17 protein-coding genes are annotated in these 15,615 nt (G+C 39.3%); all 17 read right to left on the bottom strand.

All coding sequences use genetic code 11. The features are described from left to right. Nucleotides 1-42 precede the first annotated feature (42 nt). On the bottom strand, nucleotides 43-816 hold the full coding sequence (locus PI85_RS06420) for a protein-glutamate O-methyltransferase CheR (RefSeq protein ID WP_036124586.1): 774 nt from the start codon (nucleotides 814-816) through the stop codon (nucleotides 43-45). A gap of 84 nt (nucleotides 817-900) precedes the next feature. Continuing rightward, nucleotides 901-1,131: a hypothetical protein gene (locus PI85_RS06415; protein ID WP_008180398.1), complete on the bottom strand. Its 231-nt coding sequence runs from the start codon at nucleotides 1,129-1,131 to the stop codon at nucleotides 901-903. A 125-nt stretch (nucleotides 1,132-1,256) separates the two neighbouring features. Beyond that, on the bottom strand, nucleotides 1,257-2,882 hold the full coding sequence (locus PI85_RS06410) for a long-chain fatty acid--CoA ligase (protein ID WP_036124584.1): 1,626 nt from the start codon (nucleotides 2,880-2,882) through the stop codon (nucleotides 1,257-1,259). A gap of 69 nt (nucleotides 2,883-2,951) precedes the next feature. Next, nucleotides 2,952-3,719: a 3-hydroxyacyl-CoA dehydrogenase gene (locus tag PI85_RS06405; RefSeq protein ID WP_036124582.1), complete on the bottom strand. Its 768-nt coding sequence runs from the start codon at nucleotides 3,717-3,719 to the stop codon at nucleotides 2,952-2,954. Between the two features lie 14 nt (nucleotides 3,720-3,733). Further along, on the bottom strand, nucleotides 3,734-4,882 hold the full coding sequence (locus tag PI85_RS06400; RefSeq protein WP_036124580.1) for a thiolase family protein: 1,149 nt from the start codon (nucleotides 4,880-4,882) through the stop codon (nucleotides 3,734-3,736). A gap of 262 nt (nucleotides 4,883-5,144) precedes the next feature. Then, complete coding sequence (ndk, locus tag PI85_RS06395) at nucleotides 5,145-5,561, bottom strand: nucleoside-diphosphate kinase (RefSeq protein WP_008180402.1); 417 nt, start codon at nucleotides 5,559-5,561, stop codon at nucleotides 5,145-5,147. An 86-nt stretch (nucleotides 5,562-5,647) separates the two neighbouring features. Further along, on the bottom strand, nucleotides 5,648-6,622 hold the full coding sequence (gene hepT, locus PI85_RS06390) for a heptaprenyl diphosphate synthase component II (protein WP_036124578.1): 975 nt from the start codon (nucleotides 6,620-6,622) through the stop codon (nucleotides 5,648-5,650). 19 nt (nucleotides 6,623-6,641) lie between these two features. Next, the gene (locus PI85_RS06385) at nucleotides 6,642-7,346 is read right to left on the bottom strand and encodes a demethylmenaquinone methyltransferase (RefSeq protein WP_036124577.1); all 705 of its coding nucleotides are present in this window, start codon (nucleotides 7,344-7,346) and stop codon (nucleotides 6,642-6,644) included. Nucleotides 7,347-7,361: 15 nt separating this feature from the next. Beyond that, complete coding sequence (locus tag PI85_RS06380) at nucleotides 7,362-8,129, bottom strand: heptaprenyl diphosphate synthase component 1 (RefSeq protein WP_036124575.1); 768 nt, start codon at nucleotides 8,127-8,129, stop codon at nucleotides 7,362-7,364. 253 nt (nucleotides 8,130-8,382) lie between these two features. Then, entirely contained in the window at nucleotides 8,383-8,601 is a 219-nt protein-coding gene (gene mtrB / locus PI85_RS06375) for a trp RNA-binding attenuation protein MtrB (RefSeq protein ID WP_008180408.1), read from the bottom strand. 62 nt (nucleotides 8,602-8,663) lie between these two features. Further along, nucleotides 8,664-9,233 (bottom strand): GTP cyclohydrolase I FolE, encoded by a 570-nt coding sequence (folE, locus tag PI85_RS06370; protein ID WP_008180410.1) that lies wholly within the window; start codon nucleotides 9,231-9,233, stop codon nucleotides 8,664-8,666. A gap of 220 nt (nucleotides 9,234-9,453) precedes the next feature. Continuing rightward, nucleotides 9,454-9,726 carry an HU family DNA-binding protein gene (locus PI85_RS06365; RefSeq protein WP_004232618.1) on the bottom strand — a complete coding sequence of 91 codons (273 nt, stop codon included), beginning with the start codon at nucleotides 9,724-9,726 and terminating at the stop codon, nucleotides 9,454-9,456. 198 nt (nucleotides 9,727-9,924) lie between these two features. After that, nucleotides 9,925-11,403 (bottom strand): stage IV sporulation protein A, encoded by a 1,479-nt coding sequence (gene spoIVA, locus PI85_RS06360; RefSeq protein ID WP_036124572.1) that lies wholly within the window; start codon nucleotides 11,401-11,403, stop codon nucleotides 9,925-9,927. A gap of 92 nt (nucleotides 11,404-11,495) precedes the next feature. Further along, nucleotides 11,496-12,278: a hypothetical protein gene (locus PI85_RS06355; protein ID WP_036124570.1), complete on the bottom strand. Its 783-nt coding sequence runs from the start codon at nucleotides 12,276-12,278 to the stop codon at nucleotides 11,496-11,498. A gap of 22 nt (nucleotides 12,279-12,300) precedes the next feature. Further along, a complete protein-coding gene (locus tag PI85_RS06350; RefSeq protein WP_008180416.1) occupies nucleotides 12,301-12,513 on the bottom strand; it encodes a DUF2768 domain-containing protein in 213 nt (70 codons plus the stop codon). A 222-nt stretch (nucleotides 12,514-12,735) separates the two neighbouring features. Then, nucleotides 12,736-13,752: an NAD(P)H-dependent glycerol-3-phosphate dehydrogenase gene (locus tag PI85_RS06345; protein ID WP_036124568.1), complete on the bottom strand. Its 1,017-nt coding sequence runs from the start codon at nucleotides 13,750-13,752 to the stop codon at nucleotides 12,736-12,738. A gap of 111 nt (nucleotides 13,753-13,863) precedes the next feature. Further along, the gene (gene der, locus PI85_RS06340; protein WP_036124566.1) at nucleotides 13,864-15,174 is read right to left on the bottom strand and encodes a ribosome biogenesis GTPase Der; all 1,311 of its coding nucleotides are present in this window, start codon (nucleotides 15,172-15,174) and stop codon (nucleotides 13,864-13,866) included. Between the last annotated feature and the right edge of the window lie 441 nt (nucleotides 15,175-15,615).

Here is a 15,615-nt window from a genome sequence, read left to right as displayed (position 1 = left end):
TGATGAAACCATTCATTTGTACAAAGCTTTTCATTCATATTATTAACTGTTTTTTCGATAGAAGAATGTATCCTCTACTTCAAATTCGTAACGAGATGGATTAAAAATTTGCTCTGTCGATCCTACAAATAGTATGCCATCCTTGCGTAAGGCTTTACTAAAATCGTTATAAATTTGATCTTTGGCTTCTTCCGTGAAATAGATCATTACATTGCGGCAAACTATTAAATCATAATTGCTATCATAGGTATCATTTAGCAAATTTTGTTTTTTAAAGGTCACACAACGCTTAATCTCATCCTTCACGCGGTAGTAGGAGCCCTCTTGTTCAAAATATTTAGCTTTAATTTCATTTGGCACTTCTGCTAATGAGCGTTCTGGATAGACACCTAATTTCGCTTTTTGAATGACATTTTCATCTAAATCTGTAGCAATAATTTGAATTTGAGATAAAGGCACTAATTGAGATAAGACCATTACTAATGAATACGGCTCTTCTCCTGTTGAACAAGCAGCACTCCAAATTTTTAAACGCTTATTTGTTTGTAATAGCTTCGGTAATATTTTCTTTTGCAATACGTCCCAACGTTTTCCATTACGATAAAATTCAGAAACATTAATCGTCATACGATCTAAAAACTCATTCATTAAATCACGATCTTGTTCAAGTGCCTTTAGAAAGTCAACAAAATTTCGATAACCTTTTTTTTCATAAAGTGAGGTTAATCGTCTTTTCATTTGCGCTTCTTTATATAACGCTAAATCTATTCCTGTTTTGCGCTTGATACCTTCTATAAACTGTTCATAATCAGACATATGGTCATCTTCCCCTCTAGCGTCGTAGTTCCATTATAGCGGAAAAGAGACAATCCTGAAATAGTCTTTCTCATGTATACCCATCTACTTGCTTGAGTTTTGTTTTTCCTCTAATAGTAGCACCTTCGACTGTTCTAATTCAAGGCGCATTTTTTCCGTTTCAATCGTATAGGTTTCTAATCGAAGTTTTTCTAATTCCACTTCTTTTTCGATAGCCTTTAATTTAATTTTTTGCTGTCTCGTTCGAGAATCTGTAAAAATCCCAGCTAAAGAAATAATAACCCCACCAATAATCGCTACAATGGCAATTGACAATACGTCCACTTCCTTTCGTTATTCAAATTATACGGCAAAATGGAAAAAATAGTTTCACTTTTCAGGAATTTATTTCAATTAAAAAAAGAAGGTAGCTTTTCACTACCTTCATTCTAGCTAATTGACTAAACTTGTACACGGTAGTCTTTTAAATCTTCTCGTAATTTCGCCTTCAAAAATTTACCTACAGATGTTTTTGGTACTTCCTGAATGAAAACAATATCATCTGGAATCCATGTTTTATGGAATTGCGCTTGTAAATTTTCGATGAGCTCCTCTTTAGAAATGGAATCCTTATATTCTGGCTTTGGTACTACACATGCTAAGGGACGTTCCAGCCATTTTTCATGTGGGATAGCAATCACAGCTGCTTCAAAGACTTTTGGATGAGACATTAAGGCATTTTCTAACTCAACTGACGAAATCCATTCACCACCGCTCTTAATTAAATCTTTTGTACGATCGGTAATTTTTATATAGCCATCCGGCGTCATTACCGCAATATCCCCTGTATAAAGCCAACCATCCTTAAAGGCTTCATCTGTACGCTCATCTTGATAGTACTCATTTGCGATCCATGGACCTCGTATCGTTAGCTCTCCCATTGTTTCGCCATCCCATGGGACCTCGCCATTTTCATTAACAACACGAGTTTCAAGAAGGGGCATGGTCATCCCTTGGGTAATGCGAACATGCATTTTTTCATCAGCCGTGTAGTCCTGCATATGGGTTAAATACGTTGATAAGCTTACAAGTGGAGAGGTCTCCGTCATCCCATACCCAGTCATATAAGGAATCTTCAGCTCCTCCTCGAAGCCCCTTACAAGACCAATTGGTGAGGCAGATCCGCCACAAACAATTAATCGCATTGACGATAGGTCACGAGGGTGTAGACGTTGCTCCTGTAAAACACCGAGCCAAATGGTAGGTACGCCTGCCGTCAAGGTTACTTTGTACACGTCAAAAAGCTCAAGTAAAAGCTGAGGCGTAAACATAGGCCCTGGTAATACCTGAGTGGCACCAAAGGCTATACTAGCAAAGGGGAAGCCCCACGCATTGGCATGAAACATTGGTACAACAGGTAGTACAACATCCGACTCACAAATGGCAATACTATCTGCAAGCCCAGCGGTTAAACTGTGAAGGACAATACTGCGATGTGTATAAACTACGCCCTTCGGCATACCAGTCGTTGCACTCGTATAACACATGCCAGCAGGTGTATTTTCATCTAAATCTTCTGGAAATGTGAAATGCTCATTGGCATCTGCAATTAGTGCTTCATAGGATAAAGCATTTGGAATGGGGATAGATTCTAGTGCCACAGCATCCCCCATAATAATAATGTGTTTAACCGTTTTTAACTGTGAAACAAATGGTGCGATAAGGGGTACTAAATTGTCGTCAATTAATAATATTTCATCCTCCGCATGATTAATAACATAGACAATATGCTCTGGTGCCAGTCGAATATTGATCATATGCAGAACTGCTCCTGCACATGGTACAGCAAAATAGGCTTCCAAATGACGATGATGATTCCAAGCAAATGTCCCAACCTTCGTGCCCTGCTGCATACCTAATTTTGTAAGAGCATCCGCTAATTGACGAGTTCGTTTGACATACTCTTTATACGTAAATTCATGAATAGTTGTAGCGCTTGTTCGCGAATATATTTTCTTTGACTGAAAAAATCGTTCTGCTCGATTCAAAAAACTTGTTAATATTAAAGGCGTATCCATCATATGCATGTTACCGCTCCCCTTCGCTGACAAATTTTTGAAACAACCGAGGCTGACTGCTGCTACAATTAAAAAGATTTACTTAGGCTGCATCCGAATGGCTCCATCCAAACGAATGACCTCACCATTTAACAAACCATTTTGGATAATGCTTTCTACCAGAAGTGCATATTCGGATGGCTTACCAAGTCGTTTAGGGAATGGCGTCATTTGTGCAAGAGCTGTCCTTGCAGGCTCTGGTAAAGATGCAAACATAGGTGTTTCAACTAAACCAGGTGCAATAGTCATCACACGCACACCATACTCAGCAAGCTCGCGTGCAATTGGTAAGGTCATGGCTGCTACGCCACCCTTTGACGCACTATAGGCAGCCTGTCCAATTTGTCCGTCAAATGCTGCTATGGATGCCGTATTAATAATAACGCCGCGCTGTCCATCCTCGTTCGGCTCATTACGCTGCATTTTCTCAGCTACTAGACGAATGACATTGAATGTACCGATTAAATTAACCGTAATTATTTTTTCAAATAAACTAAGTGCATGAATTCCACGCTTAGAAATTACTTTGTTCGCATCGGCAATTCCTGCACAGTTCACCGCTACATTTATAGGGCCAAATGCTGCTATGGCTTGCTCAAGACCTGTTGCTACATCTTCCTCCTTCGTAACATCTACTCGTACATAGATTGCATTTTCCCCTAATTCCTCTACTAGAGCTTGTCCACGTTCATCATTCACATCAAAGATGATGGATTTGCCACCTTGTTCGACGATGTGACGAACAGTTGCCTCTCCTAAACCGGATGCCCCACCTGTTACAACTGCAACTACTGCATGCTTCCTCATTGCACATACCCCCTTTACATTTTTTCAATGATCGTAGCATTAGCCATCCCCATACCTTCACAAATAGCTAGTAAGCCGTACCGGTAATTTTCTCGTTCCATGCGATAGAGCAAAGTCGTTAACAATTTTGTTCCGGTAGCACCTAATGGATGTCCTAGTGCAATTGCTCCGCCATCTGGATTGAGCTTCTTTGGGTCCCCACCAATTTCCTGCAACCATACAAGTGGCACAGGTGCAAAGGCTTCATTGACCTCATACGTATCAATATCCTCTATGTTCAAGCCCGATCGTTCTAACGCCTTTCGAGTTGCTTCGATTGGTCCCGTTAACATCAATGTCGGGTCAGAACCTACAACAACTCTTGTGATAATTTTAGCGAGTGGCTGAATACCAAGTTCCTGTGCCTTATCCAATGCCATCACCACTACTGCTGATGCCCCATCACTCATCTGACTAGCATTACCAGCCGTAATGACACCATCCTCTTGAAAAACAGTTTTTAAACCATTTAATATGTCAACTGTAGTTTCAGCACGAGGTCCCTCATCCTTAACAACTGTTGTGACAGTGCCATCTTCTTGAATGACTTCAATAGGTAGAATTTCGTCTTTGAAAGACCCTGCTTCAATGGCAGCTAGTGCTCGCTGATGACTCTCGTAGGCATAACTATTAAGCTGCTCTTTTGATAAGGACCATTTTTCGGCTATTTTCTCTGCTGATAGTCCCTGATGTATAATATTATAATTTCCCTGTAAGCGATTACCTAAATGAGCATTTTTCATGTTAGTTCCCATAGGCACCCTAGACATACTTTCCACACCGCCAGCAATTACGATATCCATATCCCCCGCTAATATAGCTTGTGCAGCGAAATGCACGGCTTGCTGACTTGAACCACATTGACGATCAATGGTCACACCTGGCACACTATCAGGAAATCCAGCCATTAACAGGGCTGTCCGCGCAATATTTCCTCCCTGCTCTGCAGTTTGCGTCACACAGCCTAAAATAACATCATCCACTTGTTCCTTATTTATGCCTGCCCGTTGTACAGCCTCCTGCAACACATCGGCTGCCATATCATCCGCCCGAACATGACTTAATACTCCCTTACTTCGCCCCACAGCCGTTCGCACAGCCGCAACAATCACCACTTCTCTCATCTCCATTGCCCCTTTTCCTCGTCATCCTTCACAGTTTATTGACAAGACTATTAATATATTCCTCACTTAATTATCAGAATATTATAGCATTTATTGTACATGAACAAGAAGTTTTTAACAATTCTATATGGTTATAGAAATAGATGATTCACTAAGTTGACTGGCCCATCTAAATAACCACTAACCTACTAGCCATCTCCATTTTTAAGCGAAAAAAAAAAGCAACCTCAATTGTATTGAGATTGCCTAATCTATTCGCAAATTAAACTAAATCTTCACCGAAGAATAAAGCGATTTCGCGCTCTGCAGAAGCAAGAGAGTCAGAACCGTGGATGATGTTGTGAGAAACAGTTGTTGCATAGTCACCACGGATTGTACCTGGGTTAGATTCCTCAGGTTTTGTTGCACCCATCATTGTACGTGCAAGCTTAATTACGTTTTCGCCTTCCCATACCATAGCGAATACAGGACCAGAAGTGATGAAATCAACTAGTTCACCAAAGAATGGACGCTCAGCATGTTCAGCATAGTGTTTTTCTGCTAAATCTTTTGAAATTACCATTAATTTAGCACCTTTCATTACAAAACCGCGACGCTCGAAACGATCAACGATGTCTCCAACTACTTGACGCTCAACGCCATCTGGCTTAACCATTAAAAAAGTTTGTTCAATTGCCATGTTTAAAACACTCCTTAAATTCTTCTAACAGGTTTTACACCTACCGATAAATATTAACAAAAAATGAGGCTTTGTACAACAAAAAGCTAGAATTTGCGCTTACCCATGAACAATGCGACATCACGTAGCTTTTTCTTTACGGGATGTTTTGGCAAAGCATCTATTTCTTGTAAAGCCTTTTTCAAATATTTATCACTCATACGATTAGCTTGCTCAATTGCATGAGATTTACGCACATACTGCAACATATTTTGACGTTCGGCTTCTGTTAATGTACCGGCAAATACTTTTACCAAGAATGGTTGCATCTCCGGATCATCCTTTAACAAGAGAATCGGTAAGGTAATATTGCCTTGTAATAAATCACTACCTGCCGGCTTTCCTAGCTCCTTATCTGTTGCCATAATATCTAACACATCGTCGATAATTTGGAAGCTCATGCCCACAAAGTAGCCGAAGCGTTTTAAATGACGTACAGTTTTAGCATCAACGCCTGCCGCAACAGCCCCTAACTCACAACTAGAGGAAATAAGTAGAGCTGTTTTACGTTTGATTCTTCTAAAATAATCCTTTAAACCTTGATCAAGTCTAAATTTATCTTCAATTTGAATAACTTCACCGTTACAAATCTCAACCATGGTACGTGCTAAAATTTGATGAACTAGTGGGTCTTCTATTTTTGTAATATATTCGAGAGCACGTGCAAAAATAAAATCGCCCGTGTACATTGCTACTCGGTTATTCCATTGCGCTTTGACAGTTGGGCGTCCTCTTCGCATATTGGAATCATCAATAACATCATCATGGACAAGTGATGCCATATGAATGAGCTCTAATGGGACTGCAACATCCTTCATCTTCTCAATGTCATATTCACCAAATTTTGCACCTAGTAATACAAAAATTGGTCGTATACGTTTGCCACCAGCTTGTAATAAATGGAGAGAAGCATCGTTGATCAAATATGAAGATGAGTCCACCGCATTTTCTAACTCTCGTTCAATGATATCGATATCTGATTTCAAATCGGAATAGAGTAGTTTTAACTTCATCTTTTCCACGTGTGAAAACCTTCCCCCATTAACGTATCTTTTTAAAGCCTATATGCATTGCCGCAGCCCCGCCACTGTATGCTTTGTACGATACTTTTTCTAATCCTGCCTGCTCAAACAATGCCGCTAACTTTTTCATACCTGGGAAATCATTCGCAGATTCCTGAAGCCAAGAATACTCCTTGTAACTTTTCGCAAATATTTTACCAAATATCGGCATTATAAATTTAAAATAAAAACGGAATAATTGACGGTAACCAGGAATTTCAGATTGAGATGTTTCTAAACAAACAACCATTCCACCTGGTTTTACGACACGGTGCATTTCCTTTAAGACTTGCAAATAATCTGGTACATTGCGTAGACCAAAGCCAATTGTCACATAATCAAACGTATCATCTGGGAAAGGTAATTCCATAGCATTTCCATGAATCAGTTCAATTTGTGGGTATGATTGTACTTTTTTTTCGCCAACTTTAAGCATGTTTTGACTAAAGTCGAGTCCTTTTACTTCTCCACTTTCTCCAACTGCCTCAGCCAATGCGATCGTCCAATCTGCCGTACCACAGCAAACATCCAATGCCTTTGACCCAGGTTTGACAGCCATGTGTTTCATCGTATCGTTACGCCAACCAATATGCATTTGGAAACTAATAACACCGTTCATTTTGTCATAATTATCCGAGATACTCTCAAATACTTCGTGAACGTGCTCTGCTTTCGTTTTAGCCATTTTGAAAAACCTCTCTTATCCGTTAGTAGAAGCAATAGAAGCCTCTACATGTGCATGTAAAGCTCGTTTCACATCACTTTGTAAAAATGATGCACTCTCCACCATCTTCGACAGCTCTATTTTTAAATGCACTATTTTTTCCTTGATGACGCTATTAAAAGTAGTACCATGACGTTGAACACTTTCTTCAAGTGCCTTACCTATTAAGGACGTTTGTCCACGTTGATAGGCTGCCATTTCTTTTTCTAAACGTAAGATCAATAAACTTTTTTCCATCAACGGTATATATTCACTAAAGGAATAAAGCTCGAAAAACTGAGCAATTAATCCTGATTCAATATTGCACATCGAAGCATACCATTGCTCGATTGTTCTTTGTTCGGTCTCATACACCTTTATCTGGTTTTCACATCGTGTCACAATTCCTTGTGACAAATTTCGTATCAATGCGACATTTCCAGACATCGCTAATATTTCGTAATAACGACCACTATAAAAATCCCCAGCTAATACTGTAAGCTGCTGTTCTTTAGAAGTAGCATCTAATTCTTTTATGTGATCGTGTGCCGCCAATGCCGCATACACAATGCCAACAGTAATGGCAGCCTCTTGTTGCTCTTGTTGCCACTCTTCACCATTCAAAAACGGGACTAACAAATAAAACAATTGATTTTCATCTAACACAGGCATTCCTGTGTATTTTTGCAAAGTTCTATGACGAACATCCATGAAAATCTCTGTTTTTAACTGGGCAATTGAATTTTGAATGTATGTTGCATTCATAGACCTTACTCCATTTCACTTTCAAATACGTTAATCCTATTGAAGGCTTAACGTTTGCTTACTGAGTCATTATAGCATACGCAACGATGCGGAATAAAAAAATTTTGCTTTCTTCAAGAGGATAGGCAGTAGAGCTTTCCCATGAAAAGGGAATGCTACTGCCCATATAATTAGTTTTTCACATCTAACTCTTTTATATGTGCCTAAATGGCACAGGATAAAAACTATTATGAAACCATATCTTGTCTATTTATTATTTTTTTGCTTCGCTATGAATCACACCATGTGCTGTATGAATCTGTGCTTTCCCTCGAATCTTCATCGCAGAAGTGTGTTCTGTAAATTGAGCAATCATAACTTCGCCGGCATCTAATTTTTCAGAATGATGGAACTTTGTATCTGTTCCACGCGTTAAACCAATGACATGTACACCATCTTCTTCAGCTTGAATAACAATATAATCTTGTGACATTCTTGTACACTCCTTAAATCCGACAAATTCTTAGTTCATCATAACATAATTAGACAAGCAATTTAAGACATTTGAATAAATGATAGAACTTCTCTACGCTTCACTTCATCTTGCTCATAAACACCACGTGCTACAGATGTTACTGTCTTAGAGCCTGGTTTTTTCAGCCCTCGCATAGTCATACACATATGCTCAGCCTCAATCACCACATACACTCCTTTTGGTGCCAACATTTCCATAATGGTATCAGCGACTGAAGATGTAATACGTTCTTGCAACTGTGGTCGACGAGCAATTGTTTCTACTGCACGCCCTAATTTGCTTAGTCCTGCAACAATGCCGTCATTTGGTATGTAAGCGACATGTGCTTTTCCATAGAACGGAACTAGATGATGCTCACACATCGAATAAAAAGGAATATCTTTAACAAGGACCAATTCTTCATGATCCTCGTGGAACACTGTTCTAAAATAGTCTTTGGCATCTTCATGTAAGCCACTAAACATCTCAGCATACATTTTTGCGACACGTTTTGGTGTATCTAATAAACCTTCTCGATTTACGTCTTCACCTACCGCCTCTAAAATCATTTTTACTGCTTCTTCTATTTTCAATAAATCTATATTCGACATTCGAAAAAACCTCCTGCGTATCAAAACATTACACATTTCCCTATGCATCGTAGCACATCCAAAAGGTAAGCGCAAAATGACTTACTTGTTTCACAAAAAAATTGCTGCAAGTTAGCAAATCTAGCTTTTATTATCATTATGTATAGTCAACTTGAAGTTAAAAAGAGCAGTCTCCATGTTGTTCACATGAAGACTGCTCTATGTAACTACTAGACGTGTATTATTTTACCGCGTCTTTAAGCGCTTTACCTGGTTTGAAAGCAGGCACCTTGCTAGCAGCGATTTCGATTTCTTTACCAGTTTGTGGGTTACGACCTTTACGAGCCGCACGTTCACGTACTTCGAAGTTACCAAAACCAATTAATTGTACTTTGTCACCCTTTGCAAGAGCATCTTGAATTGTATCAAATACAGCTTCAACTGCTTTAGAAGCGTCTTTTTTAGAAAGACCTGCAGCTTCAGCAACAGAGTTTACTAATTCTGTTTTATTCACACCATTCACCTCCTCTCAAAGGGTCATGAACCAATTCTGTAAAAAGAGTAACACATAGAAAACCGCTACGCAACTGTATTCATTCATGATTATAACCAAAAAATCAGTTTTTCACCCAAAAAATCAAAAAAAAGGACTTTTCGCATAAAAACGAAAAGCCCTTTTCCTATTTTTTACACTTATTTTTATTTTTTATCACTATAAAATAAATGTGACTAACCCTCGATCACCTTCGTTTACCATACGTTCGATCGTTTGACGCATCCGTTTTTTGGCTGTATTTGGAACTGCATCCATTTTATATCGAATACCTTCTTTTAATACTTCATGTAATGGTGTGCCAAAAAGTTGTGTATTCCATAGAGCATCACGGTCATGTAAATAAGCATGGTTCAAATCTTTTAAAAGTTGCTGACTATGGAACTCAGAGCCGATTAACGGGGCAAATTCTGAATCCATATCGACACGAATAATGTGATAAGATGGCGCCTTCGCTTTCATTCGTACACCAAAGAAATTATTTTGCTTAATTAATTCTGGGGCTGTCGGCTCAAATTCCTGCATCATTGGTAATGTAACGCCATAGCCTGTCGTATCCGCATCATGAATGGCACTTTTAAAGCGTTTTTGAGCTTCTTTTGCCTCTGCTGCTTCTTTAATAAACAGTAGCCAATCTTTTTTCGTTTCAATCGGTTCTTCTAACCACTCATTACAAACCGATTTATATAGTTCACCCTGTAAGGACACACGAATTACAGCTGTACCAATACCCGCATCTACATGGACTACTTCACTTTGATCAATAAAATCAATAGCTTTAAAAGCATCGGATGCTTGTTGCACATCTCTAATTTTCATAACGGAAGAAAGTACTTCTTCCATCGAATCAATCAATGCAACATTTAATGGATGTGAGGCATCTAGTACATCTAACCAATCTGGCTTCTCCACCTCTATCGTACGGATTGGGAATTCAAATAACGCCTCTTGTAAAATATACTGAATATCAGTTTCTCTCATTTGATCAATTGAAATGGCGATAACGGGAACATTATAACGTTCAAACAACTCATTGCGCAGTTGAACAGTTTCTTCTCTAGCTGGCATTTGGCAATTAAGTAGAATGACAAAAGGCTTGCCAATTTCCTTTAGTTGCTCAACAATCTCTTCTTCTGCCCTCTCAGCAGCTCGACGACTAATACCGTTAACCGTTCCATCAGTTGTTACTACAATTCCAATATTCGCATGATCGCGAATTACTTTATCCGTACCTATTTTCGCTGCTTCCTGGAACGGAATAGGCTCTGTATGCCAAGGAGTATGAACAAATTTCGGACCATTTTCATCTTCATAGCCTTTTGTTCCTTCGATAATGTAACCCACACAATCTGCTAATCGAATTTGAAATGGCATTTCATCGTCACCGACCACAATACGGGTTGCTTGGGCAGGCACAAACTTCGGCTCAGCAGTCATAATGACTGGCCCCGGAGAACTTTGTGGCAACTCATCCTGTGCTCGCATTCTTTCTGTTTCATCCACAATGTTTGGTAACACGACGGATTCCATTACCTTTTTTACAAATGTTGATTTACCTACACGTACTGGACCGACAACACCAATATAAACATCGCCATTTGTTCGCTCTGCAATTTCTCTAAATACTGCTTCACTCAAGGTTTCTGCCTCCTTTATCTACGCTTTTTCACTATATGCGAGCCTGTAGACAAATATGAAAAAGCCCCTCACAAATGTAAGGAGCTTGTTGATTATTCTTCTTTTTTCTTAGCGGCTTCTGCCTCTTGTTTTTGTCGTTCTTGAGCCTTCTTAACATCTGCCTTATACGTGTCCATATCATAAACTGGCTCACCCTTCTCGTCCACTGTATACGGAACAGAGTAGGCAGGTACTACAGGAAATTTATCGACAAGTAATTGGCGAATATCATCGCCAGGCTTGACATCCGGCTTGTCTTCTTTTAGAAGTTGTCCTAAATCAATGGAATAATCTACATGCAATTCACCGTCACCAGTCATAAAGAGCGGTAATTCGACGCCCGAATAGGGACTTTTCACAGTAACCTCTGTTTTATAGCCCAAATCCTTATAATTAATTTGGTACACATTATCAGATGATGAACCTGTTATTGGTAAATATTGTGTAGATAGTTTCCGAATTCCTATTTCGCGAATGCGCTCTGCAGCGTTTAAATCTACTAGTTTAACGGTCGCTTCATGCTCAGGATCCCAAATAATATACTGATATATACCGCCTTTTTCATAGGCATTTCCAGGGATCGTCGACAAATACTTCGGCATAAGCTTTTCAAAATCAATTAAATACTTGATATATAAATCTGTATCTAATTCGCTATTTTTAATGGGTACTAGCCCACCAGTTGCTTCACGGTATTCATTAACAGCACGCTGTACAGCTGCTAGTTGGTCCACATCAGGCGTAACCTTCGCCCTTTTCTCGTCTTCTGGGTACGCACACCCGACTAACAATATGGCGGTTGCAATTACCACCAGAAAAGTACCTAGTTTTTTCATGTTACTAACACCTCGTTATTTATTATGCTGGCCATGTGGCAACTATAAGTACCATTAAAAATGTGCCGAGTCCAAACAGTATGTATGCACATAAATTTACGATTGTTCGTAAAAATACATTCGAAATCTTGTTACGAGCTAAATAAATTAAGCCGACTGATATTATCATAAAGCCTATACAATAAAACGATACCCACATTACATCCAAAGCAGGCATATGAGCTAACGGGCCCATTACAAATAACCACCTTTCTTTCTATGTCAAGACACAACAAAGTATATTATACTATGTGTCTTTGTTAAAAAGAAATAGTTGTCCCATAACTATCAAGAAATGGACAACCTTTTAAAATGCTTTAACTATTCAATTACTAGCACATAATAAGGTGTCTCAGTAGATTCACCGAGACACCTTATTTATGTCCGTTTCATGACAAATTTAATCATAAAAATAATATTAATGCTTCATCTCGTCAATTTCACGTTTCTTCATGCGCATCATAAGTGCGTCTACTGCCACTTTCGGCTCTACCTCATTAAAGAGTACACTATAAAGCTCTGTGGAAATGGGCATTGCCACACCATACTTTTCTGCTAATTGATAGGCAGCCTTTGTCGTACGTACACCCTCTACAACCATCCCCATTTGATCGAGAACCTCTTGTAACTTCATGCCCTGCCCTAACATATTACCTGCTCGCCAGTTTCTTGAGTGAACGCTTGTACACGTTACAATCAAATCACCCATGCCTGTAAGCCCTGAGAACGTAAATGGATTACCACCCATTTTTACACCTAAACGAGTAATCTCCGCAAGTCCTCGCGTAATTAATGCGGCTTTCGCGTTATCCCCGTAATTCAAGCCATCAGTAATGCCTGCAGCTAAAGCGATAACATTTTTCAGTGCCCCACCAATTTCTACTCCAATCACATCGTCATTTGTATAAACACGGAAAAATTGATTCATAAATAAATCCTGTACTTTTTCAGCAGCATCTATGTCCGCACATGCAGCTGTAACCGTTGTAGGATGATGAAGGACTACTTCCTCAGCATGACTAGGACCTGAAAGCACTACAATTTCATCCACTTTTTCAGCAGGTAAACTCTCTGCTAATATTTCAGAAATTCGTTTTAAAGAGTCAGGCTCAATTCCTTTTGAAACATGTACAAATAAAACTTTTTTAGTTAATTCAGCCGTCAATTTTTCACAAACCTCACGAATTGCTTTTGTCGGCACAGCGACAACGATTGTTTCAGCATGTGTTGCTGCCTTTGCAATATCACTCGTAGCATGTAAATTTGTTGGCAATACCGTTTCAGGTAAATATTTTTTATTGGTATGCATACGGTTGATTTCTTCTGCCTGTTCAGCTCGATGTGTCCATACAAGCGTATCATGGCCATTTTCTGCCAGTACCATTGCCAGCGCAGACCCCCAAGAGCCTGCCCCTAACACACAAACTTTTTCCATAAAAAAAATCCTCCCTTATTGTGGGTTGTCTACACTACTTTATTTTCTTGTAAAAAGACGCCACCCAACAATTGTGTCGGGTTGGCGTATTGTATGTGTATGACGATAACTTTAAGCACGAGCACGTGTAATTAAACGAATCGGCGTTCCTTCAAAGTCGAATGTTTCACGAATACGATTTTCTAAGAAACGTTCATAAGAGAAGTGCATAAGCTCAGGTTCATTAACAAATACCACAAACGTTGGTGGCTTAATTGCAACCTGTGTAGCGTAGTAAATACGTAAACGGCGACCTTTATCGGTTGGTGCAGGATTACGTGCTACAGAATCTTCTATAACTTCATTTAAAATAGAAGATTGAATACGCATCGCATGATTCTCACTAACACGTTGGATAATCGGTAAAATCTGATGCACACGCTGTTTCGTATTAGCCGAAACGAAAATTATCGGTGCATAGTCTAAAAATAGGAAATGCTCACGAATTTGCTGCGTGAATACATTCATCGTTTTTTCGTCTTTCTCGATAGCATCCCATTTATTGACAACAATCACAACTGCTTTTCCGGCTTCATGTGCATACCCAGCAATTTTCTTATCTTGCTCCTGAATACCTTCTTCCGCATTCAGTACCACTAACACAACGTCTGAACGTTCAATCGCACGTAACGCACGCAAAACAGAATATTTTTCGGTCGTCTCATAAATTTTCCCTTTTTTACGCATACCGGCAGTATCAATAATGACATATTCCTGATCTTCATACGCATAAGGTGTGTCAATTGCATCGCGTGTCGTACCCGCAATATCACTAACAATTACTCGATCTTGACCTAAGAAAGCATTCACTAAAGATGATTTCCCCACATTCGGACGACCGATTAATGAGAATTTAATTACATCATCTCCGTACTGCTCTTCATCCTCTTTCGGGAAATGTTTCGCACATTCATCTAATAAATCCCCTAAACCTAAGCCGTGAGAGCCAGAAATTGGCCAAGGCTCACCGAAGCCCAATGCATAAAAATCATAAATCATTTCACGCATATCAGGATTATCGATTTTATTGACTGCTAGTACAACGGGTTTCTTAGTTTTGTATAAAATTTTAGCTACTTGCTCATCGGCTGCCGTTACCCCTTCACGACCATTTGTCATAAAAATAATAACGTCTGCTTCTTCAATGGCGATTTCAGCTTGTTGACGAATTTGCTCTAAAAACGGCTCGTCCCCAATTTCAATCCCACCTGTATCAATAATATTAAAATCGTGTGTTAACCACTCTGCCGAACTATAAATACGATCACGTGTTACGCCTGGGATATCTTCCACAATAGACACACGCTCTCCAACGATACGGTTAAAAATCGTCGACTTACCTACGTTCGGACGACCTACGATGGCTACTACTGGTTTCGTCATCTGTACTTCATCCTTCCAACTTCTTGTCTTTCGCTATTATACACGAAAAATGCCATTATATCATATCATATCCATAAAGTAGAACGCTATGTATGGCTTTACCAATCCAAACGATTTATTTTCGCGGTTTTATAATGTGTTTTGAATGCGTGAGTGGAAGGTTTGTTGAAGGTAGGTCCGTTGATTTTTGGTTTTTATCAATTGGAAGGTTTTTTCGTTATATTGGGGTTGTATCCGTCACTTTATGGATTTCCTTCTTCGACGCTTTTATCCATCACTTTTGGTGGCTTATCCCGCTTCGTTGCCTCACCCTTGTAAGATATATCCGCCATTTTGTGGATTCTATCTGTCACTTTATAGGTTTTCTCCCATTTCATTGATTCTATCTATCATTTTGCAAATCCTATCTCATCACTCCAACAAAAAAGAGGCTGGGACAAA

Source organism: Lysinibacillus sp. A1, from assembly GCF_000801965.1.
Taxonomy (GTDB): Bacteria; Bacillota; Bacilli; order Bacillales_A; family Planococcaceae; genus Lysinibacillus; species Lysinibacillus fusiformis.
The sequence above is the reverse complement of the archived record's forward strand: the minus strand, read 5'-3'. Positions and strand labels throughout refer to the sequence as shown.